This is a genomic window from Exiguobacterium sp. HVEsp1, assembly GCF_002009685.1.
Lineage (GTDB): Bacteria > Bacillota > Bacilli > Exiguobacteriales > Exiguobacteriaceae > Exiguobacterium > Exiguobacterium profundum.
In genome coordinates, this window is sequence record NZ_KV917367.1 from 1,362,784 (window position 1) to 1,389,463 (window position 26,680).

28 protein-coding genes are annotated in these 26,680 nt (G+C 45.5%); 24 read left to right on the forward strand and 4 right to left on the reverse strand.

Going from position 1 to position 26,680, the window contains the following annotated elements; translation table 11 throughout:
• Nucleotides 1-67: 67 nt before the first annotated feature.
• Entirely contained in the window at nt 68-715 is a 648-nt protein-coding gene (locus BV910_RS07040) for a 50S ribosomal protein L25/general stress protein Ctc (RefSeq protein ID WP_078146799.1), read from the forward strand.
• A gap of 100 nt (nt 716-815) precedes the next feature.
• Here the strand turns inward: BV910_RS07040 and istB are convergent, their stop codons facing one another.
• Nucleotides 816-1,532 (reverse strand): IS21-like element helper ATPase IstB, encoded by a 717-nt coding sequence (istB, locus tag BV910_RS07045; RefSeq protein ID WP_078145977.1) that lies wholly within the window; start codon nt 1,530-1,532, stop codon nt 816-818.
• Nucleotides 1,529-2,974, reverse strand: coding sequence for an IS21 family transposase (gene istA, locus BV910_RS07050; RefSeq protein WP_371328152.1), 1,446 nt, complete (start codon nt 2,972-2,974; stop codon nt 1,529-1,531). The genes istB and istA overlap by 4 nt, the downstream gene beginning before the upstream one ends.
• Before the next feature lie 755 nt (nt 2,975-3,729).
• Here istA and BV910_RS07055 point away from each other — a divergent pair.
• From BV910_RS07055 to nhaC, 13 genes are all read left to right on the forward strand, one after another.
• Nucleotides 3,730-4,041, forward strand: a complete 312-nt coding sequence (locus BV910_RS07055) for a hypothetical protein (protein WP_078146800.1) — start codon at nt 3,730-3,732, stop codon at nt 4,039-4,041.
• Between the two features lie 159 nt (nt 4,042-4,200).
• The gene (locus BV910_RS07060) at nt 4,201-4,389 is read left to right on the forward strand and encodes a barstar family protein (RefSeq protein ID WP_240499814.1); all 189 of its coding nucleotides are present in this window, start codon (nt 4,201-4,203) and stop codon (nt 4,387-4,389) included.
• A gap of 266 nt (nt 4,390-4,655) precedes the next feature.
• Nucleotides 4,656-5,285, forward strand: a complete 630-nt coding sequence (locus BV910_RS07065) for a hypothetical protein (RefSeq protein WP_078146801.1) — start codon at nt 4,656-4,658, stop codon at nt 5,283-5,285.
• A gap of 310 nt (nt 5,286-5,595) precedes the next feature.
• Nucleotides 5,596-5,961 carry a hypothetical protein gene (locus tag BV910_RS07070; protein ID WP_012726162.1) on the forward strand — a complete coding sequence of 122 codons (366 nt, stop codon included), beginning with the start codon at nt 5,596-5,598 and terminating at the stop codon, nt 5,959-5,961.
• Nucleotides 5,962-6,094: 133 nt separating this feature from the next.
• Nucleotides 6,095-6,307 (forward strand): hypothetical protein, encoded by a 213-nt coding sequence (locus tag BV910_RS07075; protein WP_143404758.1) that lies wholly within the window; start codon nt 6,095-6,097, stop codon nt 6,305-6,307.
• A 316-nt stretch (nt 6,308-6,623) separates the two neighbouring features.
• A complete protein-coding gene (locus BV910_RS07080) occupies nt 6,624-7,454 on the forward strand; it encodes a formate/nitrite transporter family protein (protein WP_041918029.1) in 831 nt (276 codons plus the stop codon).
• A gap of 191 nt (nt 7,455-7,645) precedes the next feature.
• Nucleotides 7,646-9,496 carry an anaerobic ribonucleoside triphosphate reductase gene (locus BV910_RS07085; protein ID WP_078146803.1) on the forward strand — a complete coding sequence of 617 codons (1,851 nt, stop codon included), beginning with the start codon at nt 7,646-7,648 and terminating at the stop codon, nt 9,494-9,496.
• Nucleotides 9,474-9,929 (forward strand): anaerobic ribonucleoside-triphosphate reductase activating protein, encoded by a 456-nt coding sequence (nrdG, locus tag BV910_RS07090; protein WP_074037124.1) that lies wholly within the window; start codon nt 9,474-9,476, stop codon nt 9,927-9,929. Before BV910_RS07085 ends, nrdG begins: the two co-directional genes overlap by 23 nt.
• A gap of 54 nt (nt 9,930-9,983) precedes the next feature.
• On the forward strand, nt 9,984-10,802 hold the full coding sequence (locus BV910_RS07095; RefSeq protein ID WP_074037123.1) for a fumarylacetoacetate hydrolase family protein: 819 nt from the start codon (nt 9,984-9,986) through the stop codon (nt 10,800-10,802).
• A gap of 111 nt (nt 10,803-10,913) precedes the next feature.
• On the forward strand, nt 10,914-12,179 hold the full coding sequence (locus tag BV910_RS07100) for a S1C family serine protease (protein WP_078146804.1): 1,266 nt from the start codon (nt 10,914-10,916) through the stop codon (nt 12,177-12,179).
• A 56-nt stretch (nt 12,180-12,235) separates the two neighbouring features.
• Nucleotides 12,236-12,580: a DoxX family protein gene (locus BV910_RS07105; RefSeq protein WP_078146805.1), complete on the forward strand. Its 345-nt coding sequence runs from the start codon at nt 12,236-12,238 to the stop codon at nt 12,578-12,580.
• Between the two features lie 16 nt (nt 12,581-12,596).
• Nucleotides 12,597-13,685: an amidohydrolase gene (locus BV910_RS07110; RefSeq protein WP_078146806.1), complete on the forward strand. Its 1,089-nt coding sequence runs from the start codon at nt 12,597-12,599 to the stop codon at nt 13,683-13,685.
• A 162-nt stretch (nt 13,686-13,847) separates the two neighbouring features.
• The gene (nhaC, locus tag BV910_RS07115) at nt 13,848-15,248 is read left to right on the forward strand and encodes a Na+/H+ antiporter NhaC (RefSeq protein WP_371328162.1); all 1,401 of its coding nucleotides are present in this window, start codon (nt 13,848-13,850) and stop codon (nt 15,246-15,248) included.
• 15 nt (nt 15,249-15,263) lie between these two features.
• Here nhaC and BV910_RS07120 read toward each other — a convergent pair whose 3' ends face one another.
• Complete coding sequence (locus BV910_RS07120; RefSeq protein WP_078146808.1) at nt 15,264-16,463, reverse strand: hypothetical protein; 1,200 nt, start codon at nt 16,461-16,463, stop codon at nt 15,264-15,266.
• 79 nt (nt 16,464-16,542) lie between these two features.
• Between BV910_RS07120 and BV910_RS07125 the strand changes: the two genes are divergently transcribed.
• Nucleotides 16,543-17,673 carry a mandelate racemase/muconate lactonizing enzyme family protein gene (locus tag BV910_RS07125; protein WP_078146809.1) on the forward strand — a complete coding sequence of 377 codons (1,131 nt, stop codon included), beginning with the start codon at nt 16,543-16,545 and terminating at the stop codon, nt 17,671-17,673.
• Nucleotides 17,660-18,331 carry a hypothetical protein gene (locus tag BV910_RS07130; protein WP_078146810.1) on the forward strand — a complete coding sequence of 224 codons (672 nt, stop codon included), beginning with the start codon at nt 17,660-17,662 and terminating at the stop codon, nt 18,329-18,331. The genes BV910_RS07125 and BV910_RS07130 overlap by 14 nt, the downstream gene beginning before the upstream one ends.
• A gap of 31 nt (nt 18,332-18,362) precedes the next feature.
• Here BV910_RS07130 and BV910_RS07135 read toward each other — a convergent pair whose 3' ends face one another.
• On the reverse strand, nt 18,363-19,112 hold the full coding sequence (locus BV910_RS07135) for a GDSL-type esterase/lipase family protein (RefSeq protein WP_078146811.1): 750 nt from the start codon (nt 19,110-19,112) through the stop codon (nt 18,363-18,365).
• Between the two features lie 118 nt (nt 19,113-19,230).
• Here BV910_RS07135 and BV910_RS07140 point away from each other — a divergent pair, with 118 nt between their 5' ends.
• From BV910_RS07140 to hfq, 8 genes are all read left to right on the forward strand, one after another.
• On the forward strand, nt 19,231-20,151 hold the full coding sequence (locus BV910_RS07140) for an ABC transporter ATP-binding protein (RefSeq protein ID WP_078146812.1): 921 nt from the start codon (nt 19,231-19,233) through the stop codon (nt 20,149-20,151).
• Nucleotides 20,144-21,142 carry an ABC transporter permease gene (locus BV910_RS07145; RefSeq protein ID WP_078146813.1) on the forward strand — a complete coding sequence of 333 codons (999 nt, stop codon included), beginning with the start codon at nt 20,144-20,146 and terminating at the stop codon, nt 21,140-21,142. Before BV910_RS07140 ends, BV910_RS07145 begins: the two co-directional genes overlap by 8 nt.
• Before the next feature lie 175 nt (nt 21,143-21,317).
• Nucleotides 21,318-22,847, forward strand: a complete 1,530-nt coding sequence (locus BV910_RS07150) for a M4 family metallopeptidase (protein ID WP_078146814.1) — start codon at nt 21,318-21,320, stop codon at nt 22,845-22,847.
• 95 nt (nt 22,848-22,942) lie between these two features.
• The gene (locus tag BV910_RS07155) at nt 22,943-23,803 is read left to right on the forward strand and encodes a PPK2 family polyphosphate kinase (protein ID WP_078146815.1); all 861 of its coding nucleotides are present in this window, start codon (nt 22,943-22,945) and stop codon (nt 23,801-23,803) included.
• A 104-nt stretch (nt 23,804-23,907) separates the two neighbouring features.
• The gene (locus BV910_RS07160; RefSeq protein ID WP_240499815.1) at nt 23,908-24,507 is read left to right on the forward strand and encodes an AmiS/UreI family transporter; all 600 of its coding nucleotides are present in this window, start codon (nt 23,908-23,910) and stop codon (nt 24,505-24,507) included.
• A gap of 158 nt (nt 24,508-24,665) precedes the next feature.
• Nucleotides 24,666-25,145, forward strand: a complete 480-nt coding sequence (locus BV910_RS07165) for an SMI1/KNR4 family protein (protein WP_168169843.1) — start codon at nt 24,666-24,668, stop codon at nt 25,143-25,145.
• Between the two features lie 287 nt (nt 25,146-25,432).
• Entirely contained in the window at nt 25,433-26,368 is a 936-nt protein-coding gene (gene miaA / locus BV910_RS07170; protein ID WP_078146817.1) for a tRNA (adenosine(37)-N6)-dimethylallyltransferase MiaA, read from the forward strand.
• A 27-nt stretch (nt 26,369-26,395) separates the two neighbouring features.
• Complete coding sequence (gene hfq / locus BV910_RS07175; protein WP_012726185.1) at nt 26,396-26,644, forward strand: RNA chaperone Hfq; 249 nt, start codon at nt 26,396-26,398, stop codon at nt 26,642-26,644.
• The last annotated feature ends 36 nt before the right edge of the window (nt 26,645-26,680 follow it).

The following is a 26,680-nucleotide window of genomic DNA, read 5'->3' on the forward strand; positions in this document are numbered from 1 at the left end:
GGCTTTTTCACTGCCTCACCCTCAAGATGTCGACATGAAATGTATATCCATGTAGGAGGAAAAGAAAATGACGAACAAACTTCAAGTATCAAAACGAGAATTACGCCCACGATCACTACGCACGAAGTTGCGTAACGAAGGAAAAGCGTTAGGCGTCGTCTACGGCTACAAAGTAGACAGCACACCAATCGTGTTTGACGAGATGGACCTTCGTAAAATTCTCCGAGACCATGGTGACAATGCCTTGATTGAACTCCATTACGATGGAAATAAAATCAATACGCTCGTGCACGGATCAGAAACGGACCCGTTCACAAACTTCTATCAGCACGTCGAATTCATGGCCGTTAAGATGGATGAAGAGACAGAAGTTGAAGCGGATATCGTCCTTGTTGGCGACGCGAAAGGCGTCAAAGAAGGCGGATATCTCGCCCAGTCACTTTATAAAGTGACGGTCGCTGCGACACCTGCCAACATCCCAGAACGCATCGAACTCGATGTCTCAGAGCTTGGAATCGGTGATTCGGTGACGGTAGCAGATCTTCCAGAAGACAAATCGTACACGATTGTCTCGGAACCAGATATGCACATCGCCTCTGTGAATGAGCCGGTTGCAGAAGTTGAAGACGAAGAATCGGAAGAAGGTTCAACTGAAGAAGAAGCTTCTGAAGGATCTTCTGAAGAAACAGAAGAATCGACTGAGGATAAAGAATAAGCAATTCGATTAAATCAGAGGAGCATCGTCCCTAGTGTATTTTGCAATACAAATGTGCACAATAATGCAACGAAAAGTACAGAACTTTGCCAGCTGGGTTTTAGTGTTTCGACAACGCATGCGTGACGCGATAACTGTCACCTGTGAAGTTTAATATGTGAGCGTGATGGATGACGCGATCGACGAGTGCCGCCGTTAGGCGCGCGTCGCCAAAGATGCGATTCCACTGACTGAACTCAAGGTTGGATGTGATGATCAGGCTCTTTCTCTCGTACCAGTCGGTGATGAGATGGAACAGGAGTTCCGCAGATTCTTTTGTGAGAGGGATGTATCCCATCTCGTCCAAAATAATAAGGTCTGCCGATTCGAGACGTGAATGGAAGCTGCTCAGCTTTCCATCCCTCCAGGCCTTGTTGAGTTGCTCTACGAGCTCGGAGACCCGGAAGAACCTCACCTCATAACCTTTGTGACAAGCTTCTCTCCCGAGTCCGATGGCCAAGTGGGTCTTTCCCGTCCCCGGGGACCCTGTCAGAACGACGTTCTGTGAATGTTCGACGAAATTCAATGAGGTCAGTTCGTCCTTATCCAAATGCTTCGGGAAGTAGATGTGATTGCCCCAGCGATAGTCGTCGAGTGACTTGTTGTTGATGAATTTAGCCTTTTTGATAAACCGTTGCGCCTTCGCTTCTTCGCGGAGGCGCATTTCCATAGAGAAAAGCTCCATAAGAAATTTTTCAGGAGATTCCGTCGGAATCGATTCATAGATTTCGGCGACGTAGGCAAGGCGGAGCGACTTGCACATTTCTTTTAGGCTCATGCTGTGCCACCTTCTCCCCACGGCCGATTCAAGCTATCGTACTTGCTCCAGTCCACATCGTATGGATGGTCCTCAACCACGGCTGGGGCGTCGTCCTCGCTCAGTAGCTCGTACAGGCTTTCATTGATCTCTAGGATTGGATACAGCGCGAGCTTGGCTCGGATCCAGGCCAGTCGTTCCTGCCGGACAAGTAAGTTCGGCACGCCCAGGTACTCTTTGATTCTACCCGGCAGGTATTCGGAATAACGGGAGTGACCGAAGCTTCTCGGCTTCTTGTGCCAGGTGCTGATGATGTTTTCCCACGGGAGCGCACGTTTTGTCATCATGTAGGGTCGTTTTTCTTCGTAGAGGATTTCTCCATAAAGTGAGAGAATCTTCATCGAATCCCATCTTAGGATGGCGCGTACTTGCCCATGGCGAGACCCTGAAGGGATCAAGACTTTCGTCTTATCGATTGTTATTTCGCCGTACTTGTTCACCTTGAACAGTTCTACTTTGAAGACGGGGAAGTCTTCTTGCGGCAATCGCAATAGATGTCTCTGCTCTTCTTCGAACAGCTCACGGATCAGTACATGCTTTTCGTAATGCACTCGCTCCATGTCGTCCCGTAGGGAAACCGCGAGCTGTCGGTTCATCGAATCGTAATCATGCATGACAGGGGCCGGGACAAGAAAGTTGTATCGAACGTATCCCACCTTGTTCTCGACACTTCCTTTCTCGTTCCCGCTGTAAGGATTACAGCTTTGGACTTGGAACCCATAATGAGCCATGAACTGCAGGAAAGCATCTGTATAGATTGCCTCTTCTTTCGTCGTTCGCGGTTGGATGACAGCGGCGGGGAGATTATCGATTCTGAGCTGTTGCGGCACACCGCCGATTTCTTCAAAAAGCATTTTGAGTCCCGTCAGGAAACACTCTTGGTTTTCTGCGGGGAGGGCGACGGCTGCAGTGCGGTTGCTGAAGGGAAGACTCATGACGAGGCACTTCACATCGACCGCATGACTATCTTTGACGACTTCCATCGTCCCGAAATCCACCTGCGCCTCACCCGGAGGGTGCTGCAGTCGTTCATGCCTTGTGTCGTTTTCCTCTTCGCTCGTCATATGCCAGCTCTTGATGAAATTACAGACCGTCCGGTAAGAGCCCTCGAATCCGTTCGCCACCAGCGTTTCATAAATCTTTTTATTCGTTCGTCTCAACTTTTTCTGAAGCATCTGATCCTCGGTCAACCAATCCTCGACCATCTCGCCCCATTTCGTTCCGTACATCATGCCCCTCTTGGGGCGAATGGTTTCACTCGGTAATTGAGCTGAATCCGCGTATTTTTTTACCGTCCTCCAATTGAGGTCTAGATTTTTAGCGATTCGATTAATCGAATGTGATTTGTGGTTTCTGAGAAATTTGATACAATTGATATCGGACATTGCTAGCATTCCTTCCATCTCCTAACGTTCTTGTGTCGCAACTTAAACGTTAGGGTGAGATTATGATTGCTGGCAAGTCCTTTTTCTTTTCAAAAATAGGAGTGCAGAGTTGTGTACGTTTCCGTTGCACACTTCTGCACTCCTATTTTGCATTACACACCTAGATGGGGCGATGCTCCTTTATTTATTAATCAACATTCTTTTACGAACATTTTTAGAAATGTTGCAATATAGAAAAGTTTATCAAAATGGTGAGAATGTTATGGCTACCTTTTACTTATACATGGAATAAACAAGGCACTTAAAACTTAGATAAGTTGAATCGAAAGGGCTCATAATGTTAGGTGAAGGAATTTGTGATAATTTGAGAGAAAAACAAATTGAGGTATCTTTAGACTCGATTATAATCATCTCAGGTGTCTTAAAGGCTATTCAGTTGATTGTGGTCTGGTTACTAATAGAGGCGCCACGATTCTATATGAGTTCTTTCGTACCTTATTTCGATTTATGTCTGCTATCGGGGGTATGACTTTGTTGTTAGATTTCTTCTCGACGAGTAGGGATTTAGAAAGAATCAATCGGAAAAAGACAGATAGAATAGTTGAACTTGAGAAAGGGGATTATAATGTTTTCTAACGATTTAATTAAAGAATTTATAGAATTTCGAGAAGTTAATGGAGAAGAGTTTACTTGGTGGAGTTTCGTAAATTACAAATATAGTATTGAAGACGCTCTTTCTTTTTTAAAATTTTTCAATCCAGAAATAATCTGTCATGAGAACTGTTATTTTTTTTAAAGACAGTTTATCTCTTAGTTCATATAAAGGTTGGAAAGAAGAATTTGGAGCAGATTTGTCTTCCATTGAAAAGATGGTAAATTTGTACGAGCCTAAAGATTTCTTCATTATTAATAAGAAAAATGATGTCGATAGTTATAGTCAAAATAATCAAATTGAAGCTTTTGCAGAGACTCTTTGTCAGCAATGGAAAATTAGCTTGAAAGAGAGGTATAATAATATTCCTTTCCAAGTCCAATTGATTCGAGATGATGGAGACTTATACATCACAATGTTCGTATTGCGATGAGTGTGTTTAATTGATTTATGACTGAGAATGTTGAGTGATAATAAGTATTGGCATAAGTATTAGACACGAAAAACTCATTGGAACTTATTAAATGAATTTTTTCATAACTTAATGAATCTTAGATGATTAATAAGATAAATGCTGGAGATGAGACAATATATGTCGCATTTATATATCGATTTAAGTAACATTACTTCTTCATCGGAACTACATCAGATATTAAAAGAAAGTCTTCATCTTCCTGATCATTACGGCGAAAATTGGGATGCCTTTTGGGATGTCATTACTGATGTGGATTATATAACTTTTCCTGATCAAATCACTTTCATTAGGATATTCTTTGCTTGAAACGAAATTAGGTGAGGATGCTAAGTGTTTAAAAATGTGTTTAGAAGAGTATAACGAAGAACATTATGTTTCACATTGTCATTTTGTTTTCTTGTAATCTAATTTGCTTACTAATATATAAAGCAAGTCTATAAGAGAGTAACCATTTCACAATCACTAATTTTTCAATATAACTTTTATAGTCCCCGACCATCATAAAAATTAATAGAAAAAACAGCTGATTTAAATTACAAGGTCTTTAAACTGAAAAATCAAAGGTGATCGCTATGCAAGAGCTTACAATTATTGAAAGGAAGCGTCTATTAGAGCAGATTGAAGATAATTTAGATAATTATTTCATTATAGGTGAAAATAAAAAGGTTTATGAGATCACTAGTTATGATGATTTAACTATTATCGATAACCAAAAAGCTTTAATTGATTTTTTGGTTTACCAAAACGTATATCCAATAGTCATAACATTTATATTATCTAAAAATATAAGTCAGGATAATGAGATGGTTGAAAAAATGGATTCAAGGAAAATTAAATATTCTATGAACTATTGCTCTGAGGATGAGAATTCTATTTATTACTGCAATGCAAAAATAGAAAACGAAAAAGATATAAGGTTTTTGATTAACGAAACGTACTGGATGTCTGCTCAAAATGGGTTTTATAACATTATCTTTAAAGATAAATTGAATTTCACTTTAAAGAAATATGGTAAGTGGCTGTTCTCTAGAACTCAATTTGTACCTTTAATTGATATGAGTATACCAACTTCTTTTATTAAAATAGATGGAGATGGACTTGGGTTTATTTTGTTTTCTAATGAAAAAAAATATAAATCTATTGAAGAATTAACAAAGAATTTACCTCAAAAATTTTACATAGATTATTTAAACGAAAAATGAATTATGAGGGCCTCAGTTTGAGCATGTTTTAACGCATAGTCGAGTTACATAGATACTATGAAAAATGATATGTATGATGAAGTTTGGGGGTCTACTCATGATGACTCTTTGTTAGAATTATATAAACTAATAATAGCGGGTTTATCGATGTGAGAAATACAGTCCGTAGAGTTAGAGTAAGAGTAAATTTAGCCAGATCATATAGCTTTGTATCATGATGTTCATTTATACAATCAAAATTATTAAAACCATTTAAAACTTGTGAAGCCACGTAGTTAAGCAGCACATATTCCATACAGAAGGTGAAAATATGAAAGCTCAGGAAATATTAAGAGAAATCGAAAAAATATACTACTGGGATGCGCGCGTTTTAGGATTCGATTGCCGTTATTTTGGAGATGAAGTTTTACTAATAATCGAAGAAGAAAATGAAAATTATCACCATCAGATTGAATTTTTAGGTTGTATAAAAGTAGACATATCTGCTCCACTCGACGATCGAATAGTGCCTGTAAGAGAATTAAGCAGATTACAGCTCCCCTATTTTATGCATGATGTTAGTATAACAAGCTATGTACTTGAAGAAACAGAGGTATTTGTATGTAATTTGATTTTCCCTCCAGCAAGCGCTGAAATTCATTTCACTAAGATAAGAATCGGAAAGGAATATCACTGATAAAATTTACAATGTCTGAATTGCAATAGTCGACCAAGAGACAGTTAATATATATTTATTGAACTATCATAAAATGTAGTGATTACAGAAGAACATTACAATGCAATTCATAAAATTGAGTGAGGTGTATTATATGTCATACAAATCGATACAATCGCTTTTACCTGTTAAAGAAAAGGCAATCCTGCTGGATCAGGTCGAAGGATTGAATAGATATCTTTGTATTCTACCGAACGATGAATTAGAAAGTCAGTTTGGAGATTTAGAAGAGTTCACAAAACAAGACTTTGCAGTCGTGGGTTATGAAGATGTGCTAGGAGATTTTGTAGGAGTGGACAACTTTTGATTGTTAATCATGAAACGCTTCATGTAGAGGAAAGATTAAAATTAACATTTGATGAACTCATGAAAATGAATTATTCCCTTATTTGAACGATTGGTTTCATAAACTTTGTCTTATTATTCTCCCGAAAATAGGGAGAATTTTTCTTTGTCACAAATCCGCCATATGTAAACGATTACGATGTGAACACTCTGTCAATTCATGCAAGACAGGATTGCCAACAGAGACTGTACAGTTTATATTGTTAATGATTTCACATATTCGAACTGATACTTTCCTATTTAATTATTCAGAAAGAAGGGTTTGTGACATGGCATCAATGGAAATCCATGCACTCGAATCATTACGGAAAAAAGCACAGGCTTCCTCGCAAATGATTCATTATCGTCCAATGGAATACTTTTTACGGGCAATGTTAGCCGGGATCTTTATCGGCTTTGCCTCAATCTTCACGTTGAAAGTCGTCAACGGTATGTATTTAGCGGAATCTCCGTTCACGACACTCATCGGAGGCTTCTCGTTCGGGATCGCGCTCGTCATGATCATCTATGGGGGAGCTGAGTTGTTCACGGGAAATACGATGTATTTCACAACGTCGACGCTTCGTGGTTATACGACGCTCAGCGACACGATGCTCGTCTGGTTGCTCTGCTTCGTCGGGAACGCACTCGGGGGAATCCTATTCGCCTTACTACTTGCACCGACTGGCGTCATCCAAGAACTCGGGATGAACAACTGGTTGTTCTCCGTTGTTGAAAGTAAAATGCATCATACGACGGTCGAAATTTTCTTCCGCGCCATCTTCTGTAACTGGATGGTCTGTCTCGCTATTTTCTTACCGAAACAAATGAAAAATGAGTTCGCTCAAATCTTCTCGATGATCTTCCTTGTCGCGGTTTTCTTCGCTTCAGGATTCGACCACGTCATCGCCAACTTCGTCTTGTTCGCCTTGACGCTCGTCGTCCCACACCCTGAGACGATTAGCATGGCAGGTGCGATTCATAACTTGATTCCTGCGACGTTCGGTAACATCATCGGTGGAGCGCTCTTCATGGGAGCCATCTATACGTGGTTGAACTCGAAAGGTCTCCGTGAAGCACAAGAATTAGAAGAAGAAGTCGAATTAAAAGTTGTAAAAGCGGTTAAATAAATGATGTTTGTCACATATAACGTAGAGCCTTGTCTTACCGAAGACGAGGCTCTTTTTTATCGTATGATCACACGTAAACTGTCACAATATCGACTCGTGACCATTGAGAAAAACACATGCCATAATCTATATATAGGATTTTTAAAACGATTAATATTGTTTTGAATCCATATATAGTGAGGTGATGGGTTTTGAAATTACTGCAGTTGTATGAGGACGTCTGTGTCTTACCAGACCAAGACTTGGTACAAGAGAATGCGAACGTGGACGGCAAATCCCCGCTCGGGAAACTAGCACGACTCTCTTCAGAAGTGTCGAAAGAACTATCGCAGACGTATTTGATGTCGGAACGGTCAAAACAAGCCGTCACTGATAACTTTTTATACGTGCACGATGCCGACTATTACATCACAGGCTCGACGACATGTTGTCAAATTCCACTCGGTCAATTGTTGAAAGACGGCTTCCATACGGGACATGGGACGATCCGGTCGCCAAAGGACATTCGCTCTGCCATGGCACTCGCGTCGATCATCCTTCAAGCGAATCAAAACATGCAGCATGGGGGGCAGGCCTTCCCAATGTTTGACGTCGACTTGGCACCGTATGTCGAGAAGACATATGAGCGTCAACTGAGCCGACTTCAATCCTTACCCGTTGACTGGGAAGAAACGCAATTGGAGACACTCGCGGAAGAAGAGACGATTTCGGCGACGTATCAGGCGTGTGAGGCGTTCATCCACAATGCGAACTCGATGCACTCACGAGGGGGCGGGCAAGTGCCTTTTGTTTCGATCAATTATGGAACGGACACATCAAAGTGGGGACGTATCCTCATTCGAGAGTTACTTCGTGCCACGGAACGTGGGTTAGGGAACGGAGAGACTCCGATTTTTCCGATTCAAATCTTTAAAGTGAAGGAAGGAATCAACTTTCGGGAGGACGATCCGAACGTCGATCTTTTCCGTGAAGCGTGTCGGGTCACAGGCAAACGGTTATTTCCGAACTTCTCATTCATCGATGCCCCGTTCAATGCCGCTTACTATGATGGGACACATGAATCTGAAGTGGCGTACATGGGTTGTCGCACTCGGGTCATGGGAAACCGACACGGAGAAGAGACGTCGATCGGTCGTGGCAATCTTTCCTTTTCCACACTCAACTTGGTGAAGATGGCACTGATCTCGGAGTCGATCTCGGATTTTTACCGCATTCTCAACCGCTATGTCGACATCGGGATCGAACAGTTGATTGAGCGTTTCGAGTATCAATGTACGCGTCGCGCTGAAGAATTTCGTTTCCTCTACACACAAGGTGTCTGGCGTGGAAGTGAGCAGTTACATATTCATGATGAAGTCCGAGATGTGCTGAAACAAGGAACGCTCTCACTCGGGTTCATCGGACTCGCTGAAACGTTGAAGGTGTTGACGGGAGGTACACATGCTGAGTCGCGTGAAGCGGAACGACTCGGTCTCGATATCGTCACGCACTTGGCCAATCGCATGCGTGCGGCAGCCGAAACGTACGACTTGAATTTTTCGTTGCTCGCGACACCGGCAGAAGGATTGTCAGGTAAATTTGTGACGCGAGACCAGGAAACGTTTGGGATGATTGAAGGTGTCACTAATCGTGCCTTCTATACAAATTCATTCCACGTGCCGGTCTATCAGTCTGTATCAATTCGTGAGAAAATCCGAATCGAGGCACCGTATCACACATTGTGTGACGCGGGACATATTTCATATGTCGAAGTCGATGGGTCACTTGCCCACAATGCGGAAGCGGTGGAATCGATTGTCCGCTTGATGCGACAGCATGATATCGGCTACGGTTCCATCAATCATCCGGTCGATCGTTGCGGAAATTGTGGGTTAGAAGGACTGATTGACGATGCCTGTCCGACGTGTGGCGAGGATACAAACATTGAACGAATCCGCCGCATCACCGGTTATTTGGTCGGGACGATGGACCGTTGGAATACGGCGAAGCGAGAAGAAGAGCGGGCGAGGGTGAAACATGATGCGCATTCTATCCGTCGTTGAAGAATCCGTCGTTGACGGACCGGGGATTCGGACGGTCATCTTTACTGCTGGCTGTCCGCATCACTGTAAAGGGTGTCACAATCCTTCCTCGTGGAATCCAACCGGGGGTGAGGATGTCGAAGTAGAGGAACTTGTTCAGCGCGTCAAGCTCAGTGGTTGGGACGGGGTGACCATTTCTGGAGGCGAACCGTTTCTTCAATCGTCAGCGTTAGCAAAACTCGTCACGGCATGTAAGTCGCTCGGTAAAAATGTGTGGGTGTATACGGGTTATACGCTCGAACAGTTGGAAGCGATGCATGACGAAGCGATTCAAACCGTGTTGGACTACGCCGATGTGCTCGTCGACGGTCGTTACGAGCAGTCGCTACGAGATATGGGACTTCGTTTTCGAGGATCGAGTAATCAACGAATCATCTTTTTGAATAAAGTATAATCGAGGCAGAGATGTCTCGATTTTTTGTATAATGATGAAAAAGGGGGAGTTTTAATGAAATGGTGTAGTTTTGAGATGCAGGAAGAGCAACGAGTGGGGATTGTCAAAGGCGATTTCGTCTACGATGTCAGCAATCAAGTACATACGACAAATTTATTAGAAGTGATCGCGCGTGAGTTCGAACCAGATATCGATTTGGACGTGGCGCCCTCATACCGAATGACGGATGTGAAACTACTCGCCCCGTACCGTCCATTGAAAAACGTGATTTGTATCGGCAAGAACTACGAAGAACACGTGAAAGAGATGGATACAGCAGGAGCAGGGAAACTCGTCATCTTCACGAAAGCACCGACCTCGGTCGTCGGTCCGGAAGCGGTCATTGAGCGTCATCCTGAATTGACGGACAAACTTGACTATGAAGGTGAGCTCGCCGTCATCATCGGCAAGTCTGGACGAGACATCGAAGCGGTCGAGGAGCACATTTTCGGTTACACCATTCTAAACGATGTGACGGCTCGAGACGTGCAAAAAGAACATGTCCAATTCTTCCGTGGCAAGTCGTTCGATACGTTTTGTCCGATGGGACCGTTCGTCGTCACACCGGACGAGCTCCAGTTCCCTCTCCAAATCAAAACAAGTGTCAATGGGGAGACGCGTCAAGATGGGACGACAGCCGATATGATTCGTCCGATTGATGAACTCATTCGTACACTGTCGAAAGGCATGACGCTCGAAGCGGGCGACGTCATCGCGACGGGTACACCAGCTGGAGTTGGGCACGGGATGACGCCACCGACGTATCTACAAACGGGAGACACGGTCGAAGTGACGATTGAAGGTCTCGGTACGTTAAGAAATGTGATTGTCTGAATGAAATGACGTAAAATGTGAAGAATCTTGTAATTCATTTATCATTTTATAAATGAGTGTTCCTCTTCGTTATAGTAAGGGTAGAAGATAACACAGAGGAGATGAATCATTATGGATCGTCACGATCAATCAAATGAACGCGATCAATTACATGAATCAGAGCAACAAAAAGATTGGTTAGATACAGAACTCGGTTCATCCAACCGAGAAGAGACAATGGTACGAACACAAACAAAACCGTCATTCGTCAGCCGTATGTTCCCGGGACTTGTCGGTGGAGTCATCGGGGCGTTGTTGACGGGCGCAATCGCATATCCGTTTATCGACCAACCGGCTACGAGTGTGAGTGATACGAACGTGACCTCGCAAGGGACTCCGGTCCAAACGTCATCGAACGTATCCGATTCTTCGGTCACGAATGCCGTCGCGACCGCTCAACCTGCAGTCGTCACCGTGAACAACTTCGCCCAAACTGGCTTCTCGAGTGAGGCGGTCGAGGCTGGAGTCGGATCAGGTGTCATCTATAAAAAAGAAGGTGACTCGGCATTTATCGCGACGAACCATCACGTTGTCAACGGAGCGGACAAGCTGACGGTCACCTTTAATGACGGAACGACTGCGGAAGCGACACTCATGGGAAGTGACGCGACGTATGACTTGGCCGTCTTGAAAGTGGACGCTGACAAAGTACCGGCCGTCATCTCAATCGGCAAATCGAGCGAGTTGAAACCGGGTCAAACGGTCATCGCCATCGGGAATCCGCTTGGACAATTCGAGAACTCCGTGACACGCGGTGTCGTCTCATCGACGTCACGCCTCGTACCCGTCGATACGGATGAGAACGGACAGGCCGACTTCAATGCCGAGGTCATTCAAACGGATGCGGCCATCAACCCAGGTAACTCAGGTGGTGCGTTAATCAACGAAGAAGGACAACTCGTCGGAATCAACTCGATGAAAATTGCGACAGCAGAAGTCGAGGGAGTCGGATTCTCAATCCCAGTCGACATCGCCCTTCCGCTCATCAATCAAATCGAACAGACGGGAGAAGTGAATCATCCGTCACTAGGCGTCTCACTTCGTGACGTATCAGAGTTCCCTCAAGGTTACTTGACGGAACAAATCAACTTGCCTGAATCGGTGACGGCGGGAACAATCATCGTGGAAGTGCAACAAAATAGTTCAGCTGCGAAAGCGGGTCTTAAGGCACGTGACGTCATCGTGAAAATCAATGACAAAGACGTCAGCTCGTTCATCGACCTCCGTAGTGAATTGATTCGCGATACGGACGGAACGGTCGACATCGAATATATCCGGGACGGAAAAACGGAGACGGTTCAAGTCGAGATTCAAAATGCGAACGGTTCTGCATTGTAAAAGGTGGGCAATATGCCCGCCTTTTTTGCTATGCTTATACAAAAGGAGGATGAGTTATGGTACGAAATTTATATGGGGTGTTACTATTCGGGGCAGGAATTTTACATTTTGTAAGAGAGAAGGCGTTCATGTCGATTATTCCGAAATCTTGGCCGTTCCGCCGACTGATGGTGCAACTAAGCGGAGTCGTTGAAGTCGTGTTCGGGGCGATGCTCTTACTCAACAAGGGAACATCGTTCGTGAAACGGACGCTACCGGCATTCTTTATCGCCGTCTTCCCGGCAAATATCAACATGGCCGTCAAGCCATCTAGAATCGGTGGGAAGGTCATTCCGAAATGGATTACATGGGGACGACTCCCGCTTCAATGGGTTTTGATCAAAGGTGTCAAAAAAATATAAAGGTGTGGAGATACATATGACAAGCGTACTCAAGTGGTTTGAGCATTTCCATGCTCATCCAGAAATCAGTTGGAAAGAAGTCGAGACGACTCGAACAATCGCATCCATCTTATCAGACTGGTCGATTCCCCATCGAACGTTTGAGGACGTGACCGGAGTAATCGCGGAGATTGGATCGGGAGAAGAAGTGATTGCGGTCCGCGCCGATATCGACGCGTTATGGCAACAAGTGGACGGTACGTTTCGAGCGAACCATTCATGTGGGCACGACGCGAACATCAGCATGGTACTCGGTGCGCTCGAACAGTTGAAAGACGAAACGTTACAAAAGCGAATCCGTTTCATCTTCCAACCTGCCGAAGAGCAAGGGAATGGTTCGCTCGCCATGATCGAACGAGGGGCGTTAGAGGACGTGACGCAACTATTCGGAATCCATTTACGTCCACAAGAAGAGTTGAAAAGGGGACAATATGCGGCGGCGATTCAACATGGTGCTGCCTTCTTCTTAAAGGGAGAGGTCATTGGGGATGATGCGCATGGTGCGAGACCACATCAAGGACAAAACGCACTCGATGTCATCTTCACGATTCAACACATGCTTAAAAGCATTTACTTGTCACCGTTTGAGCCGCACTCTGTCAAGTTGACGAAGGTACACGCCGGGAGTGACAACATGAACATCATTCCAGGAAATGCGACGTTCTCGATTGACGTCCGTGCCCAACAAAATGAAGAATTGCTCGAACTGCGCAATCGTGTCGAAGACATGTTACTCCAGGTCGGCCAGCTTCATCGTGTGAAACTTGAATGGGAGTGGCAAGACTTTACACCGGGAGCCGTCGTTGGGGAAGAGTCTAGCCAAATCGCCAAGCGAGCGATTGAGAAACGCTTCGGTGAGTCGGCTCTCGTTGAACGGATCGTCACGTCAGGTAGCGATGATTTTCATTTTTATACCGTCGAGAAACCGTCACTTGATGCAACGATGATTGGCATCGGCGCTGATTTAGGTCCAGGTCTTCATCATCCGCATATGACGTTTGACCGTGACGCGTTAGAAGATGGGGCACGCCTGCTCGCGGATGCGCTCCGGATTGCAGCAACATAAATCAAGATGGGTGGGATAGACAGATGTCTGTCCACTCATTTTTTTATTGCATCCACTCCTTGTAAGCGCTATCATAACGTTATTAGCGACAATATAACGACAATTCTGAATTTTCGCTATAGGGGAGGAAGTTAGATGAAAACAACGGGGAATAAGCAAGACATGAAGTTAGGGTGGGCGCTCTTGCCACTCGGGGTGATGATCGTCGTCATGCTCATCTCGATCGTTAAGCTCGGTCAAGGACCACACATCCCGCTCATCGTCGGAACGGCAGTCGCTTCAATCGTCGCCTGGCGTCACGGGTTCAAGTGGAAAGAGATTGAAGAGATGATGTATAAAGGGATTCGTCTCGCCCTACCGGCAGTCGTCATCATCATTTTGGTCGGGTTGACGATTGGGGCATGGATCGGTGGAGGAATTGTTGCCACGATGATCTATTTCGGACTGAAGATTATCTCACCGGCATACTTTTTGTTAACGATTTGTCTCATCTGTGCGGTCGTCGCGCTCTCAATCGGGAGTTCATGGTCGACGATGGGGACGATTGGAGTAGCGGGGATGGGCATCGGGCTGAGTATGGGGATACCGGCGCCGATGGTAGCGGGGGCGGTCATCTCAGGAGCTTACTTCGGGGATAAGATGTCGCCTTTGTCAGACACGACAAACTTGGCGGCAGGATTAACTCATACGAATTTATTTGTACATATTCGACACATGCTCTATACGACAATTCCAGGACTCATCATTGCACTCGGGGTATACGCATGGCTCGGTAGACGATTTGCAGATTCTTCGACAGACTCGTCTGAAATCACACAGACATTGATGATTTTAGAGGACAGTTTTGTCATCTCACCATGGTTACTCCTCGTTCCACTCGCCGTCATTTTGCTCGTCGCAAAGAAGGTGCCGGCGATTCCAGCACTCGTCGTCGGGATTGCCCTAGGTTTCTCGGCTCAAGTGTTCATTCAAGGCGGAACGCTTGCAGACAGCGTAGGCGCTCTTCAAAGTGGCTATGTCATTGATACGGGTAATGAACTGGTCGATAACCTCTTCAGTAGAGGTGGTCTTGATGCGATGATGTACACGGTCTCGATGACCATCGTCGCGATGACGTTCGGTGGGATTTTAGAATATTCGGGGATGCTACAATCCATTATGAACCAAATTTTGAAGTTGGCGAAAACGGCAGGTTCATTGATCGCTTCAACGATTTTAGCGGGAGTTGCGACGAATGCGACGTGCTCGGAGCAGTACATCTCAATCGTCGTCCCGTCACGCATGTTTGCTGGAGCGTATGAAAAAATGGGATTACAGTCGAAAAACTTATCTCGTGCCCTCGAGGATGGAGGAACGTTGACTTCCGTGTTTATCCCGTGGAACACGTGTGGTGTATTCATCCTCGGCACACTCGGGGTCGGAGCATTCGAATATGCACCGTATGCCGTCTTGAACTTCATTGTACCGGTCATTTCGATTGTATATGCCTTCACGGGATATACGATTGAGCGCATCGCGGTCATTCAACAGGAAGAACCTGTCGCGGAACAAGCGGCTCAATAAAACGATTCCCGGTCGTCAATCGACCGGGAATTGAAATTTATAGACGGTGCGCGGACGACCTTGGCTGTAGCTCATCTCTTCGCCAATCGGATGAACGAGTTTTGCATCAACCAATTTTTTGATGAGTCGCTCTGTCGTGCGACGTGTCACATTCAAATGGTCGGTCAACTCTTTCGCTGTAAACTCGAGATGGTCCATTGAAAAATGAATGAGCTTTTCGATATTGGTCGGACTCATACCCGTCTGTTTCATCATGTCATAGACACGCGTTTGCGTGACGCGGAAATGAATCGGTGCCGGTTGGTCGGTGAACGTCATTCGTTTTGAATCGTCGACGATGCGTATAGCGGCATTGTTTGTCGTATGAAGGGCAAGTTCGGCATGCTCAACGGCGCGTTGATAATCGGACCCATACCCGATCCCTACATGACCAGAAATGTTCTCTGACAAGATGGAACCGTTTGACATGGCGGAGTCAATCTTTCCTTTACTCGATAATAGGACGATACCGTCTTGAGTGGTCTCCATCAATTTACCACCGAAATAATGATGTGTTGTCACATGGTTGAGCGTATCTTCACTGGCATCCGAGTAGAAGAGCACGGCGAGTTGTGACTGGTCTGATTTGTTCAATCGAATCTGTTGAATAAAATCATGGAAGTGGTGGAAAATTCTCTCTTCTGGCTCAATCATGAGCTGACTAGCAAAACCATTTTCCACTAAGTGTCGATGGACTCGTTCGACACTTGTCAAGGCGAATCGAGTCGTCCCAGTTCGTTGAAGTTGCTCATGAAACGAAATCAACTCTTCGAAATTCATATACGGACTAAGTTCTTTCACTTGCGGTGGCGACATGTGGCTTGGAAACGATGCTAAAATTGATTCAAGTCGTGACGCATCAACGAGATCGATGGAGAGCTCTTCGATTCGGAGCTGTTGTGTCAATGTCACGTATAAAAGTGACGTCAATAACACGACATCATCTTGAACGACGTGATGGGCAAATGGAAGGTTCGCTTCCTCCATCGCATACGTATAAGGGAATGAACCGGAGAAGAACACTCCGTCAAAAAATAGGAGTTTTGTAGCGATGTCTTTCGCTTCTCGCGGGTCATCATAAGGAAATCCCTCGATTCGAACATCGGGTAAGGAAGAACCGTTCTGTACCTGTTGTAAAAACGATGGTGAGCCGACAACGGCGATATGGATGGACATGTAAAATCCCCCTTGCAATTTAGCGACTATATAACGACAATATAGAGGAAAGGACAGTTGAAGTAAAGGAGTGATGAACATGAATATTCAAAAAATAGAAATTTTCTCGGTTCGCTTTCCATTAAAGGTACCATTCATCGTCAGTTATCACCGTTATGATGATATGCCTTCTGTCATTGTCAAAATGACAACCGCATGTGGACTTGTCGGTTATGGAGAAGCCGTGGCGGATGAGCATGTGACGGGTGAGTCCGCTGAGAGCACGGTCAGTGTACTCCGTCATCTATTGGCTCCGCTCTTAATCGGAAAAAATCCGATGCACCTAGAGCATATTCATGACGAGATGGACCGTGCGATTCGTGGTGTTCCGGCTGCCAAAGCAGCACTTGACATCGCGTGTCATGATGTGATCGGGAAAAAGCTGAATCAACCAATCTACGAATGGATTGGCGGTCGGTACCATGAGTCATTCCCAGTCACGCACGTCTTGAGTATCGGAGAGCCGAACCATATGGCACAAGAGGCACTCGAACAAATGAAACGAGGTTATACGGCAGTGAAGATGAAGGTCGGAGTCGATGTGCAAACGGACGTGGCGCGTGTCAAAGCGGTACGGGAAGCGGTAGGAAATGACGTGCCGATTCGAGTCGACGTTAACCAGGGATGGATCAACGCGGCCAATACGGTTCAAGCCATGCGTCTACTCGAACCGTATGGCATCGATTGGGTCGAACAACCGGTCAAGGCGGATGATTTTGAAGGCATGCTCGAAGTGAAACAAAAAATCTCCGTCCCGCTCATGATGGATGAAGGGTTGAAAGATATTCACGATATGAGACGCTTGACGATGATGCAGGCAGCCCATAAAGCGAACATCAAGCTGATGAAGTGCGGTGGCATCTATCCAGCGAAGAAGTTGGTCCATATGGCGGAGATGTCCGGAATCGAATGCCAGATTGGTTCTATGGTCGAATCCTCCATTGCATCGAGTGCAGGATTCCATGTCGCTTTCTCGAGTAAAATCGTGAAGACGGTCGAGTTGACGGGTCCGCTCCGGTTCGGGAAAGATGTAGGAAACTTATCATATGATTTACCAATCATCTCGCTGAACGATCGTCCGGGACTCGGTATTGACGTCGATGAGGACGTGTTACGTGAATTGACGACGGAATCTTACGTGGTTGGAGATGAGTCGCATGTGGCAAGGTGAGATCAAAGACCTTTCACTTCATGTATGCGTCCTAGGCTTGTCCGATTTACCGGAACTGTTAACCGTTCAAGATACGGTCATTCAGGCGTTGGCTGAACCGGAGCACTATCAATCGTTATCGGTTGAAGAGTTCACGAAACTGTTGACGGATCAGACGTTGATTGGAGCAAAATCAGATGGTCGGATTATCGCGTTCCGAGCGATGCTCATCCCACCGATTGATGCGGAGCATCTAGGGCGAGATATCGGATGGCCGGAGGATTCGCTTGAACGTGTCCTGTATCAGGAAGTGACGAACGTCCATCCAGACTTCCGTGGATATGGACTACAGACACATTTGGGCAAACTACTAATGAAACAAGTTGAATCGGATAACCGTTTCGATGTCGTCTGTGCGACTGTCGCACCGTTCAATATTCCAAGCATGAAAGACAAGTTCACGCTTGGACTCCGAATCGGGGCGTTGAAAGAAAAGTATGGCGGGAAACTCCGCTATATCTTTTACAAAGAGATGCATCGTTCGTGGCATCCCACATCAGTTGCGCAAGATGTACCGATGGAAAATCGTGGGCGACAAGTTGAGTTGCTTCAAGCCGGTTGGGTCGGGACGGGCATGATGAAACAAGGGGAACAGTGGATTGTTCGATATGAGAAGTAAAAAATCCTCGTCAAGCTGACGAGGATTTTGTTTATTCGAGAACGAAGAGTACATCATTCGCGAATTTCTCATACGTACGGTCACTCGGGTGGAACTGATCGGTCGCTAAATCTCTTGATAAGTCAGAGATGTAGGCGAACGGGTCGATCACATCGATATTCTGCGCATTCGCCAATTGTTTCGCTGATGCGTTCCAATCGAGGATGAGCTGATTGAATGCTTGTCCATTCTCATCATTTTGAAACGGATTGTATAGACCGATATACACGATGGTTGCCGAATCGTTGAGTGAACGAATTTCAGTGAAAATCGTTTCTAAATTCGTCTTCGCATCCGTGACCACTTGTTGAATATCGACGGATTCGAAGTTATCGACGTTTTCCCCACGGTTGAACAAATCGTTTCCACCGATGGTCAACGTGATATATCGTGCGTTCTCAATCGTTCGACGCACTTCAGGTTGCTCGAGTTGTGTGAGTAAATCTTCTGTTCGTGCCCCAGACACGGCAAGGTTTTGCGTACGTACGCCTTCTTCTTCAAGAGCAGTGCTGACAGGCTGTACATATCCTGCGCCTGATGTTGACCCGACACCGCGTGTCAACGAATCGCCTAATGCGACGTAGACGTCTCCTTGTGGTTCAGGGCGTTCGTCTTCGGAGACGGAAAGTGTTCGCTCCGGCGGATTGACAATATCCTGATAGCCGATCCATAGACCATATAAGGCGATTCCCGTTAAAAGAACGGCGCCACTTAAAAATGCATACCATTTCGACTGTTTCATGGGCTGACCTCGCTTTCTATATGAACATCATATCAAAAATGTGTGGATGTGCCCTATGTGAATGTTCGAATAGGACAGATTCACTTTTGTCCGATAGAATAAGGAAAGAGGTGAGACAATGGAACCGACGTTAAAGCTACATCAACTTACAAAAGTGATTGGAAAAAAGACGATTATCGATAACATTTCGTTAGACGTCTACCCGGGTGAGGTCTTCGGATTTTTAGGACCGAACGGCGCCGGGAAAACGACGACGATTCGAATGATTGTTGGCTTGATCAAACCGACGAAAGGAAATGTATCGATTTGTGGGTATCGTGTCGACAAACAATTTGTCCAAGCGATGAGTCAAATCGGCGCAATCGTCGAGAATCCAGAGCTGTATAAGTTTTTATCCGGACGTGAGAACTTAGAAGCGTTCGCACGCATGTTACCTGGAGTCGATGATAAGCGAATCCAAGAAGTCATTGACCTCGTCGATTTGACCGCTCGAATCGATGATAAAGTGAAGACGTACTCTCTCGGGATGCGACAGCGACTCGGGATTGCCCAGGCGCTATTAAACAATCCACGGGTGCTCATCTTGGATGAGCCGACGAACGGGCTCGATCCGATGGGGATTCGAGATTTACGACTTTTCATTCGTCGACTCGTTGAAGAAACGGGACTGAGTGTTCTCGTATCGAGTCATATCCTGGCCGAGATTGAACTACTAGCGGACCGAGTCGCCATCATGTCGCGAGGAAAGATTGTCAAGGTGGGGACGGTCCATGCTTTGATTGAAGAACTCGCGTCAACGGTCGACTTACATGTAACGAATAGCTTCGAAGTATTACCGATCGTTCAAGGGTACGAAGGAATCGACCAAGCGGACGTGGTGGACGAGCGAACGATTCGTATTTCCATGAACGTGGAAGAGACGGCGAAGTTGAATCGATATTTGATGGAAAGAGATGTCGAGGTGTTCGGACTCGAGCGCCGAGTCCAAACGTTAGAGGACCTCTTTATCACGTTGACAGGCGGTGATCACATTGCCTAATCCATCGATGCTCGGTCTCATTCGTAATGAAGTGCTCAAGATTCATCGGAAACGCAGATTGATGGTCGTCTCCATCATCCTGATCGTGCTTGTTTCGATGTTCACGTATGCGAACTATCGTCAAATCGAGAAACAACGCGAAGAACAAGGAACGACTGATTGGCGTGTCGATCTCCAGCAAGAGATCATCGATACACAAAACCGACTCGCCTCCGCGAACGTCCAAGACGAGTTTCGGCAGATTCTTGAGTTCCAAGTCCAACAGAATCAGTATTATCTTGATAATGATATCAATCCGAATTATCCGGGAGCTCCGACGTTTATGCGTGTCTTCTTCTCCCAAGGGACTACGCTTGTCCTACCGCTGTTCATTATTGTATTGATGGCAGATATCGTGAGCGGAGAACATAACGATGGAACGATTAAGACGTTGTTATCGCGACCGGTCCGGCGATATAAGATCTTACTCGCCAAATGGCTGACGACGCTCCTTTATACATCGATCTTAATATTTGTGACCGCCGTCGTCAGTTACGCCATATCCGGCATCGTTCTCGGCTGGGACGGATGGAATGCTCCGATTTTGACCGGTTTCCAAGCTTCGCCGACCGGAACCTTCTCGACCGACTTTGTGCATACGTTGCCGATGTGGGAGTACTTGCTTATGTCGATGGGGCTTTCATGGCTCGTGGTGGCTGCGGTCGGGACAATCTCTCTCATGATTTCTGTTTTGGTGAAAAATACGGCGACTGGAATCGGAATCATGATGGCTGTCCTCATCTCAGGGCCACTCTTGACATCGCTTGGCTCAAACTGGGATAGCTCGAAATACCTGGTGAACGTCAACTTCGGTCTTCATACCTATTTGGAAGGACAGGCTCCCCCAATCGATGGGATGACGTTACCGTTTTCGCTCCTCGTCATTCTCATTTGGTCGATGGCCGCCTTGGCGTATGCGTTTTACCACTTTACCCAAAAAGATGTGTATTAATGATTCGTGCTCCTTTCCTAAGGAGCACGAATTTTTTTTGGATAAAATTAGGTCGTAAATAGAATGAATGGTTCTAAATACTCAATATTATGAATTATCAAAATAATTAAAAAGATGGATACAGCCTTTGTGGGAAAGTGTGTAAAGTAAGAATCATCACAAAGGAGGTAAACACATGAAAAAAGTTGTTTCTACATCATTAATCGCAGGCGTATTGCTCGTACCACAATTGGTCGGTGCGGCAGAATTGAAGTCAGGCACTCTGACGAAACCATCAGAAAGTGCACCGACAACGATTGTAAAAGAGTACGTCAAATCAAAAGGTGAGTTCAAGACGATCGAGTCGAAATCAGACAAAGTCGGGAAAGTGGTTAAGCTCCAACAGACAGTTGATGGCGTGCCAGTATTCGGTGGTGTGGTAGTCGGTGTCGTAGATGAAGCGGGTCAATTGAAGACAGTCGTGGATGATGCGAAATCGGTCAAGAACCTACATAAGTCGATCAAGTTAACTGAAAAGAAAGCCATCGCGAGTTACAAAAAGCTTGTCGGACATAAAGGGGTCTACGAGCTCGAACCGGAAGCGGAATTGATTGTTTATCCAAAAGGTGAGAAGTCGGTTTATGCATATCAAGTGACCGGAACAATCCTTGAAGCGGAAGAGCCGTCACGTTGGACATACTTCATCGATGCTGGAACGGGTGAGGTACTTAATAAATTTGACCAGTTAGCTCATGCAAGACCGACGAAAGGTGTGACAGGTACGACATATACGGGAACGGGAATCGATGTTCTCGGCTACAGCCAAACGTTCAAGACAACGAAGAGCGGATCTTACTATTATCTCCAAGATTCAACGCGTGGAAAGGGAATCTATACGTACGATGCGAAAAACCGTACGACACTCCCAGGTTCGCTATGGGCTGACGTGGATAACGTCTTGAACACGACTTATGACCGTGCCGCTGTCTCTGCACACGTCAACGCGACAAAGACATATGATTTCTACAAAAACACTTACGGACGGAACAGCTATGACAACGCCGGAGCTGCATTGAACTCAACGGTTCACTACAGCCGTAGCTACAACAATGCGTTCTGGGACGGAAGTAAGATGGTATACGGAGACGGAGACGGTCAAACGTTCACGTATCTTTCAGGTGCACTTGACGTAGTCGCTCACGAATTGACTCACGCGGTCACGGAATACACGGCAGGACTGATCTATCAAAACGAGTCTGGGGCGATCAATGAAGCAGTATCGGATATCCTAGGTACAGTGGCGGAATATAGCGTCGGCACTAACTTCGACTGGTTGGTAGGAGAAGACATCTACACACCAGGTGTAGCAGGCGACGGACTTCGTTCGATGGCGAACCCGGCTGCATACGGTGACCCAGATCACTACTCAAAACGTTACACAGGCACACAAGATAATGGTGGGGTTCACATCAACTCAGGTATCGTCAACAAAGCGGCATACCTCTTAGGTAACGGTGGATCGCACTACGGCGTATCGGTACAAGGTGTGGGAGTCATGGCGATGGGGGATATCTACTACCGTGCCCTCAATGTTTACTTGACACCAACGTCTAACTTCTCAAGCCTTCGTCAAGCGGTCGTACAATCTGCGAAAGACCTTTACGGTGCGACAAGTCCGCAAGCGGTATCAGCTGCGAAATCATTTGACGCTGTCGGAATCTACTAAGTTCTCAACATCTCTTCCGAAATTTTCGGAAGGGATTTTCTTATGCAGTTTTTGGGTAAATCAAGATTGAACGTCGAGCGAAAAGGAGAACGAGTATGAACACGAAGGAATTTATTGTGTCACCGAACAGCAAGATTCAATTAGATGATATTCCAACGACTGTTTCAGACAAACCGGAGGATGACACCTTGACGACTGAACTCATTCCGAACAGTGTCGAGCGATTGAAAGAACTACATTGGCGATTATATGCCGAGAGTAAGAAAGGGATTATCGTCGTCTTGCAGGCGCTTGATGCGGGTGGAAAAGATGAGGCGATCAGCTATATCTTTTCAAATTTGAACGCCCAAGGACTGAAGACGAATGCGTTTCAAAAACCTTCCGATACGGAGAAAAAGCACGACTATCTGTGGCGAATGCATGATTTGTTACCAGAAAGAGGACAGGTCGGAATTTTAAACCGATCCCATTACGAAGAGGTCATTGCGCCTCGTGTCCATGATTTGTTGGGGGACGAAGTACTTCCGGAGGAAATGGACCAGGAAGAGGTCTGGCAGATGCGATATCGTCAAATCAACGATTATGAACGCTATTTACAGGAAAACGGATTCGAAGTCATCAAGTTCTTTTTCAATGTATCTAAAGATAAACAACGAGACCGTTTGCTTGAACGATTAAAGGATCCGAAAAAGAATTGGGAATTCTCCTTCAGTGACATCGAAGAGCGGCAGCATTGGGAAGAATATCAAGGAATCTTTGCCGAGATGTTGTCGCACACATCAACGGAAGTCTCACCCTGGTATGTGTTGCCGGCAGATGATGAGTGGTATAGTCGTTTAATTATTTCGTCAGTCATGATTGAAGTTCTTGAACGGATTGATCCACAGTATCCGACTTTCACGGATGAGGAACAAGAGCGAATTGACGAGGCCATCCAAACCCTTGAGAACGAGTAAGGCGTGGCGTTCTCGTGAACACTTAAAAATCCCCTTGCACTGAAAGCGAATTCAAGCTAAAGTGATACAGTAGATTAAAGGTCAGACATCTGTACAAAGGGGTAATGAGTGTGGGTAATGTAAGTTTACTATTCGGTGGCGTCGCACTGTTTTTAAATAGTCTCGTTCTTCTCGGGAAAGTGGATAGCAAGAGCGCAGGATTTTTTAGTTTGTTTACGGGACTCTTACAAACGTTTATCGCCACATGGTTATTGATTGGGGCGAGTCCAGAAGAGCAATTCGGTCTTGCGAGTATCTATCTATTTGCGTTCACTTATTTATATGTAGGGGTGACGTTTATTTTGAATTTAGACGGACGTGGCGTTGGCTGGTTCTCATTATTCGTTTCGATTGCAGCTGCTTTTTATGGCGCAATGGCGATTGCAGAAAGTGATCCGATGGGGGCATTGACGTGGTTCTTCTGGTCATTCCTTTGGGCGTTGTTCTTCTTTGGAATGGGACTCGGGAAACCGAACGAGACCATCACAGCACGTGTCGCCCTCGTATTATCATGGTTGACGCTGATTGTCCCGGCGATGGTTGGGATGGCTGGACTGATGAACGGATGGTATGACATGGTTTGGTGGGCGGCGAGCGGTACGGCAATCCTGTACTTCATCGTTTCTGTCAAACGTACGAAACAGACGATTGAAATTGCTTCATGATGAATTGAAAATGATTCGAGGTCATCGAGCGCGATCAAGTCGTGCCTGACGACCTTTTTTTATTGAACGATGAAAGATCGATATATACTATACTTAGAAAAATGAAAATGAAAGATACGGTACGAATGTCATTAATTTCAAAAAGTGGGGTTGAGTTGATGATTGCACTTGAAACGTTGAAAAGTAGACTCGTCAATAATCAGATTGAAATACAAAATGAAGAGGGATATGTAGACACGTTACACTTTCTATTCAGTGAGCCTGCGATGGAAGTTGAAATTAAGCGATTGAAGCAAATAATCCCAATCGACATTATTCACTTCTTGAAGACCCATAACGGCGCTGACCTGTTTGTTCACCCGACATACGGTGGAGGAATCCGACTTTTTAGTGTAGATGAAATGATCGAGTATCGGGAAATATGGGAGTGTCCTGAACAATTCATTCCCGTCGGAGCCGGGAGAGATGGGGAATGGATTGTTTGCGAGGTCGTCAATGAACATGAAAACTACATTTGGGTTGGAGAATTTTTGACTTACACAGATGACACCGAAAAACTTCCGATGGATTATACACGCTGGTTCGACTATTTGATTGTCGCCCAAGGCGCTCATTTTTGGGATTGGTTCAGAGGTTAATAGATGACGATTGAATATTTGTTTTGAATGATGATGATGATGATGATGGAATGCGCACTTTTTGTTGAGTGTGCTTTTTTACAGTTGCTTTTGTGTCTAAAATGTGAAAAGTGGGAATGAGGAAGCTAAAGGAGGCGAAAGCAGATGAGTGATGGTCTCGTGTTATTACTCGGATTACTTTTATGTGGTTGGATGCTGTTTGCCGTCGTATTTGATGATAGAATAAAAAGAAGAATTTGATGGCCCGTCTCGCGAGGAGACGGGTTTTTAATTGAGGAGTGAGAAGTATGAAAAAAACACCTGTCGTCGTCATCGTCGGTCCGACCGCTGTTGGCAAAACGAAGACGGGCATCGAACTCGCAAAAGCGTTCGACGGCGAGATTGTCTCGGGTGACTCGGTTCAAGTATACCGGGGCATGGACATCGGTTCAGCAAAAGTGACGAAAGAAGAGGCCGAAGGGATCCCGCATCATTTGATCGATATTTGTGACCCGGATGATGCCATGAGTGTCGCAGCTTTTCAACAGTTGGCTCGTGCCGCCATCGATGATATTTATGCCCGTGGCAAATTACCGATTATTGTCGGAGGAACAGGATTATACATTCGCTCGATTTTATATGACTATGAATTCGTGGAGCGACCTGTGGATGAGGCGTTGCGGGCTGATCTCGAACGGTTGGCAGAAGTCGAAGGACGTGAGGCGTTACATCAAAGATTAGTTCAACTTGACCCAGAGCGTGCGGCTACGATTCACCCGAATAATGTCCGTCGCGTCGTGCGGGCGCTCGAGGTAGCGATGCAAGGGGATACACAGACGACGGACAGTGCGCCATCCGAACATTATGATTATCGATTGTTCGTCCTCCACGCAGATCGTGAGATATTATACGACCGAATCAATCAACGCGTCGATGCGATGATGGAAGCAGGACTGGTCGAGGAAGTCGAACGACTTTTGGCACAAGGATATCGTGAGACGCAGGCGATGCGAGCCATCGGGTATAAAGAAGTGATTCCATTCATCGATGGAAACATCTCGAAAGAGAAAGCGACAGATTTGCTGAAGCAGCACACAAGACAGTTCGCAAAACGGCAATTAACTTGGTTCCGTCATCAATTTGATGGAATTTGGGTGGATATGGGTCGAAAATCATTTGAACTATCATATAAAAATATTTATGATGATGTAGAGGGGTTTTTTCGAAAATTCCGATTATTTTAAAGAGATAAAGACTAGGGGGAATCCAGCATGAAAGCGAGCTACAACATCCAAGACCATTTTTTGAATCAACTTCGAAAAGAAATGGTACCAACGACCGTATTTTTAGTGAGCGGGTTTCAAATTCGAGGTGTCATCAAGTCATTTGATAACTTTACCGTCATCGTCGAGTCAGAAGGTCGTCAACAATTGATCTATAAACATGCGATTTCGACATTCTCTCCGGCACGTAACGTGACGTTATATGAGCCGGATGCAGTTGAAGTAACAGAAGGATGAGCATAAGAAAAGGAGCGGCCCGGGGACCGCTCCTTT

What these genes read in the sequence shown, in the direction of transcription:
- BV910_RS07040 (WP_078146799.1), top strand. Translation starts at nt 68, where the DNA reads ATGACGAACAAACTTCAAGTATCAAAACGAGAATTACGCCCACGATCA.
- istB (WP_078145977.1), bottom strand. Translation starts at nt 1,532, where the DNA reads ATGAGCCTAAAAGAAATGTGCAAGTCGCTCCGCCTTGCCTACGTCGCC.
- istA (WP_371328152.1), bottom strand. Translation starts at nt 2,974, where the DNA reads ATGGAAGGAATGCTAGCAATGTCCGATATCAATTGTATCAAATTTCTC.
- BV910_RS07055 (WP_078146800.1), top strand. Translation starts at nt 3,730, where the DNA reads ATGAGAACTGTTATTTTTTTTAAAGACAGTTTATCTCTTAGTTCATAT.
- BV910_RS07060 (WP_240499814.1), top strand. Translation starts at nt 4,201, where the DNA reads ATGTCGCATTTATATATCGATTTAAGTAACATTACTTCTTCATCGGAA.
- BV910_RS07065 (WP_078146801.1), top strand. Translation starts at nt 4,656, where the DNA reads ATGCAAGAGCTTACAATTATTGAAAGGAAGCGTCTATTAGAGCAGATT.
- BV910_RS07070 (WP_012726162.1), top strand. Translation starts at nt 5,596, where the DNA reads ATGAAAGCTCAGGAAATATTAAGAGAAATCGAAAAAATATACTACTGG.
- BV910_RS07075 (WP_143404758.1), top strand. Translation starts at nt 6,095, where the DNA reads ATGTCATACAAATCGATACAATCGCTTTTACCTGTTAAAGAAAAGGCA.
- BV910_RS07080 (WP_041918029.1), top strand. Translation starts at nt 6,624, where the DNA reads ATGGAAATCCATGCACTCGAATCATTACGGAAAAAAGCACAGGCTTCC.
- nrdG (WP_074037124.1), top strand. Translation starts at nt 9,474, where the DNA reads ATGCGCATTCTATCCGTCGTTGAAGAATCCGTCGTTGACGGACCGGGG.
- BV910_RS07095 (WP_074037123.1), top strand. Translation starts at nt 9,984, where the DNA reads ATGAAATGGTGTAGTTTTGAGATGCAGGAAGAGCAACGAGTGGGGATT.
- BV910_RS07100 (WP_078146804.1), top strand. Translation starts at nt 10,914, where the DNA reads ATGGATCGTCACGATCAATCAAATGAACGCGATCAATTACATGAATCA.
- BV910_RS07105 (WP_078146805.1), top strand. Translation starts at nt 12,236, where the DNA reads ATGGTACGAAATTTATATGGGGTGTTACTATTCGGGGCAGGAATTTTA.
- BV910_RS07110 (WP_078146806.1), top strand. Translation starts at nt 12,597, where the DNA reads ATGACAAGCGTACTCAAGTGGTTTGAGCATTTCCATGCTCATCCAGAA.
- nhaC (WP_371328162.1), top strand. Translation starts at nt 13,848, where the DNA reads ATGAAGTTAGGGTGGGCGCTCTTGCCACTCGGGGTGATGATCGTCGTC.
- BV910_RS07120 (WP_078146808.1), bottom strand. Translation starts at nt 16,463, where the DNA reads ATGTCCATCCATATCGCCGTTGTCGGCTCACCATCGTTTTTACAACAG.
- BV910_RS07125 (WP_078146809.1), top strand. Translation starts at nt 16,543, where the DNA reads ATGAATATTCAAAAAATAGAAATTTTCTCGGTTCGCTTTCCATTAAAG.
- BV910_RS07130 (WP_078146810.1), top strand. Translation starts at nt 17,660, where the DNA reads ATGTGGCAAGGTGAGATCAAAGACCTTTCACTTCATGTATGCGTCCTA.
- BV910_RS07135 (WP_078146811.1), bottom strand. Translation starts at nt 19,112, where the DNA reads ATGAAACAGTCGAAATGGTATGCATTTTTAAGTGGCGCCGTTCTTTTA.
- BV910_RS07140 (WP_078146812.1), top strand. Translation starts at nt 19,231, where the DNA reads ATGGAACCGACGTTAAAGCTACATCAACTTACAAAAGTGATTGGAAAA.
- BV910_RS07150 (WP_078146814.1), top strand. Translation starts at nt 21,318, where the DNA reads ATGAAAAAAGTTGTTTCTACATCATTAATCGCAGGCGTATTGCTCGTA.
- BV910_RS07155 (WP_078146815.1), top strand. Translation starts at nt 22,943, where the DNA reads ATGAACACGAAGGAATTTATTGTGTCACCGAACAGCAAGATTCAATTA.
- BV910_RS07160 (WP_240499815.1), top strand. Translation starts at nt 23,908, where the DNA reads ATGAGTGTGGGTAATGTAAGTTTACTATTCGGTGGCGTCGCACTGTTT.
- BV910_RS07165 (WP_168169843.1), top strand. Translation starts at nt 24,666, where the DNA reads ATGATTGCACTTGAAACGTTGAAAAGTAGACTCGTCAATAATCAGATT.
- miaA (WP_078146817.1), top strand. Translation starts at nt 25,433, where the DNA reads ATGAAAAAAACACCTGTCGTCGTCATCGTCGGTCCGACCGCTGTTGGC.
- hfq (WP_012726185.1), top strand. Translation starts at nt 26,396, where the DNA reads ATGAAAGCGAGCTACAACATCCAAGACCATTTTTTGAATCAACTTCGA.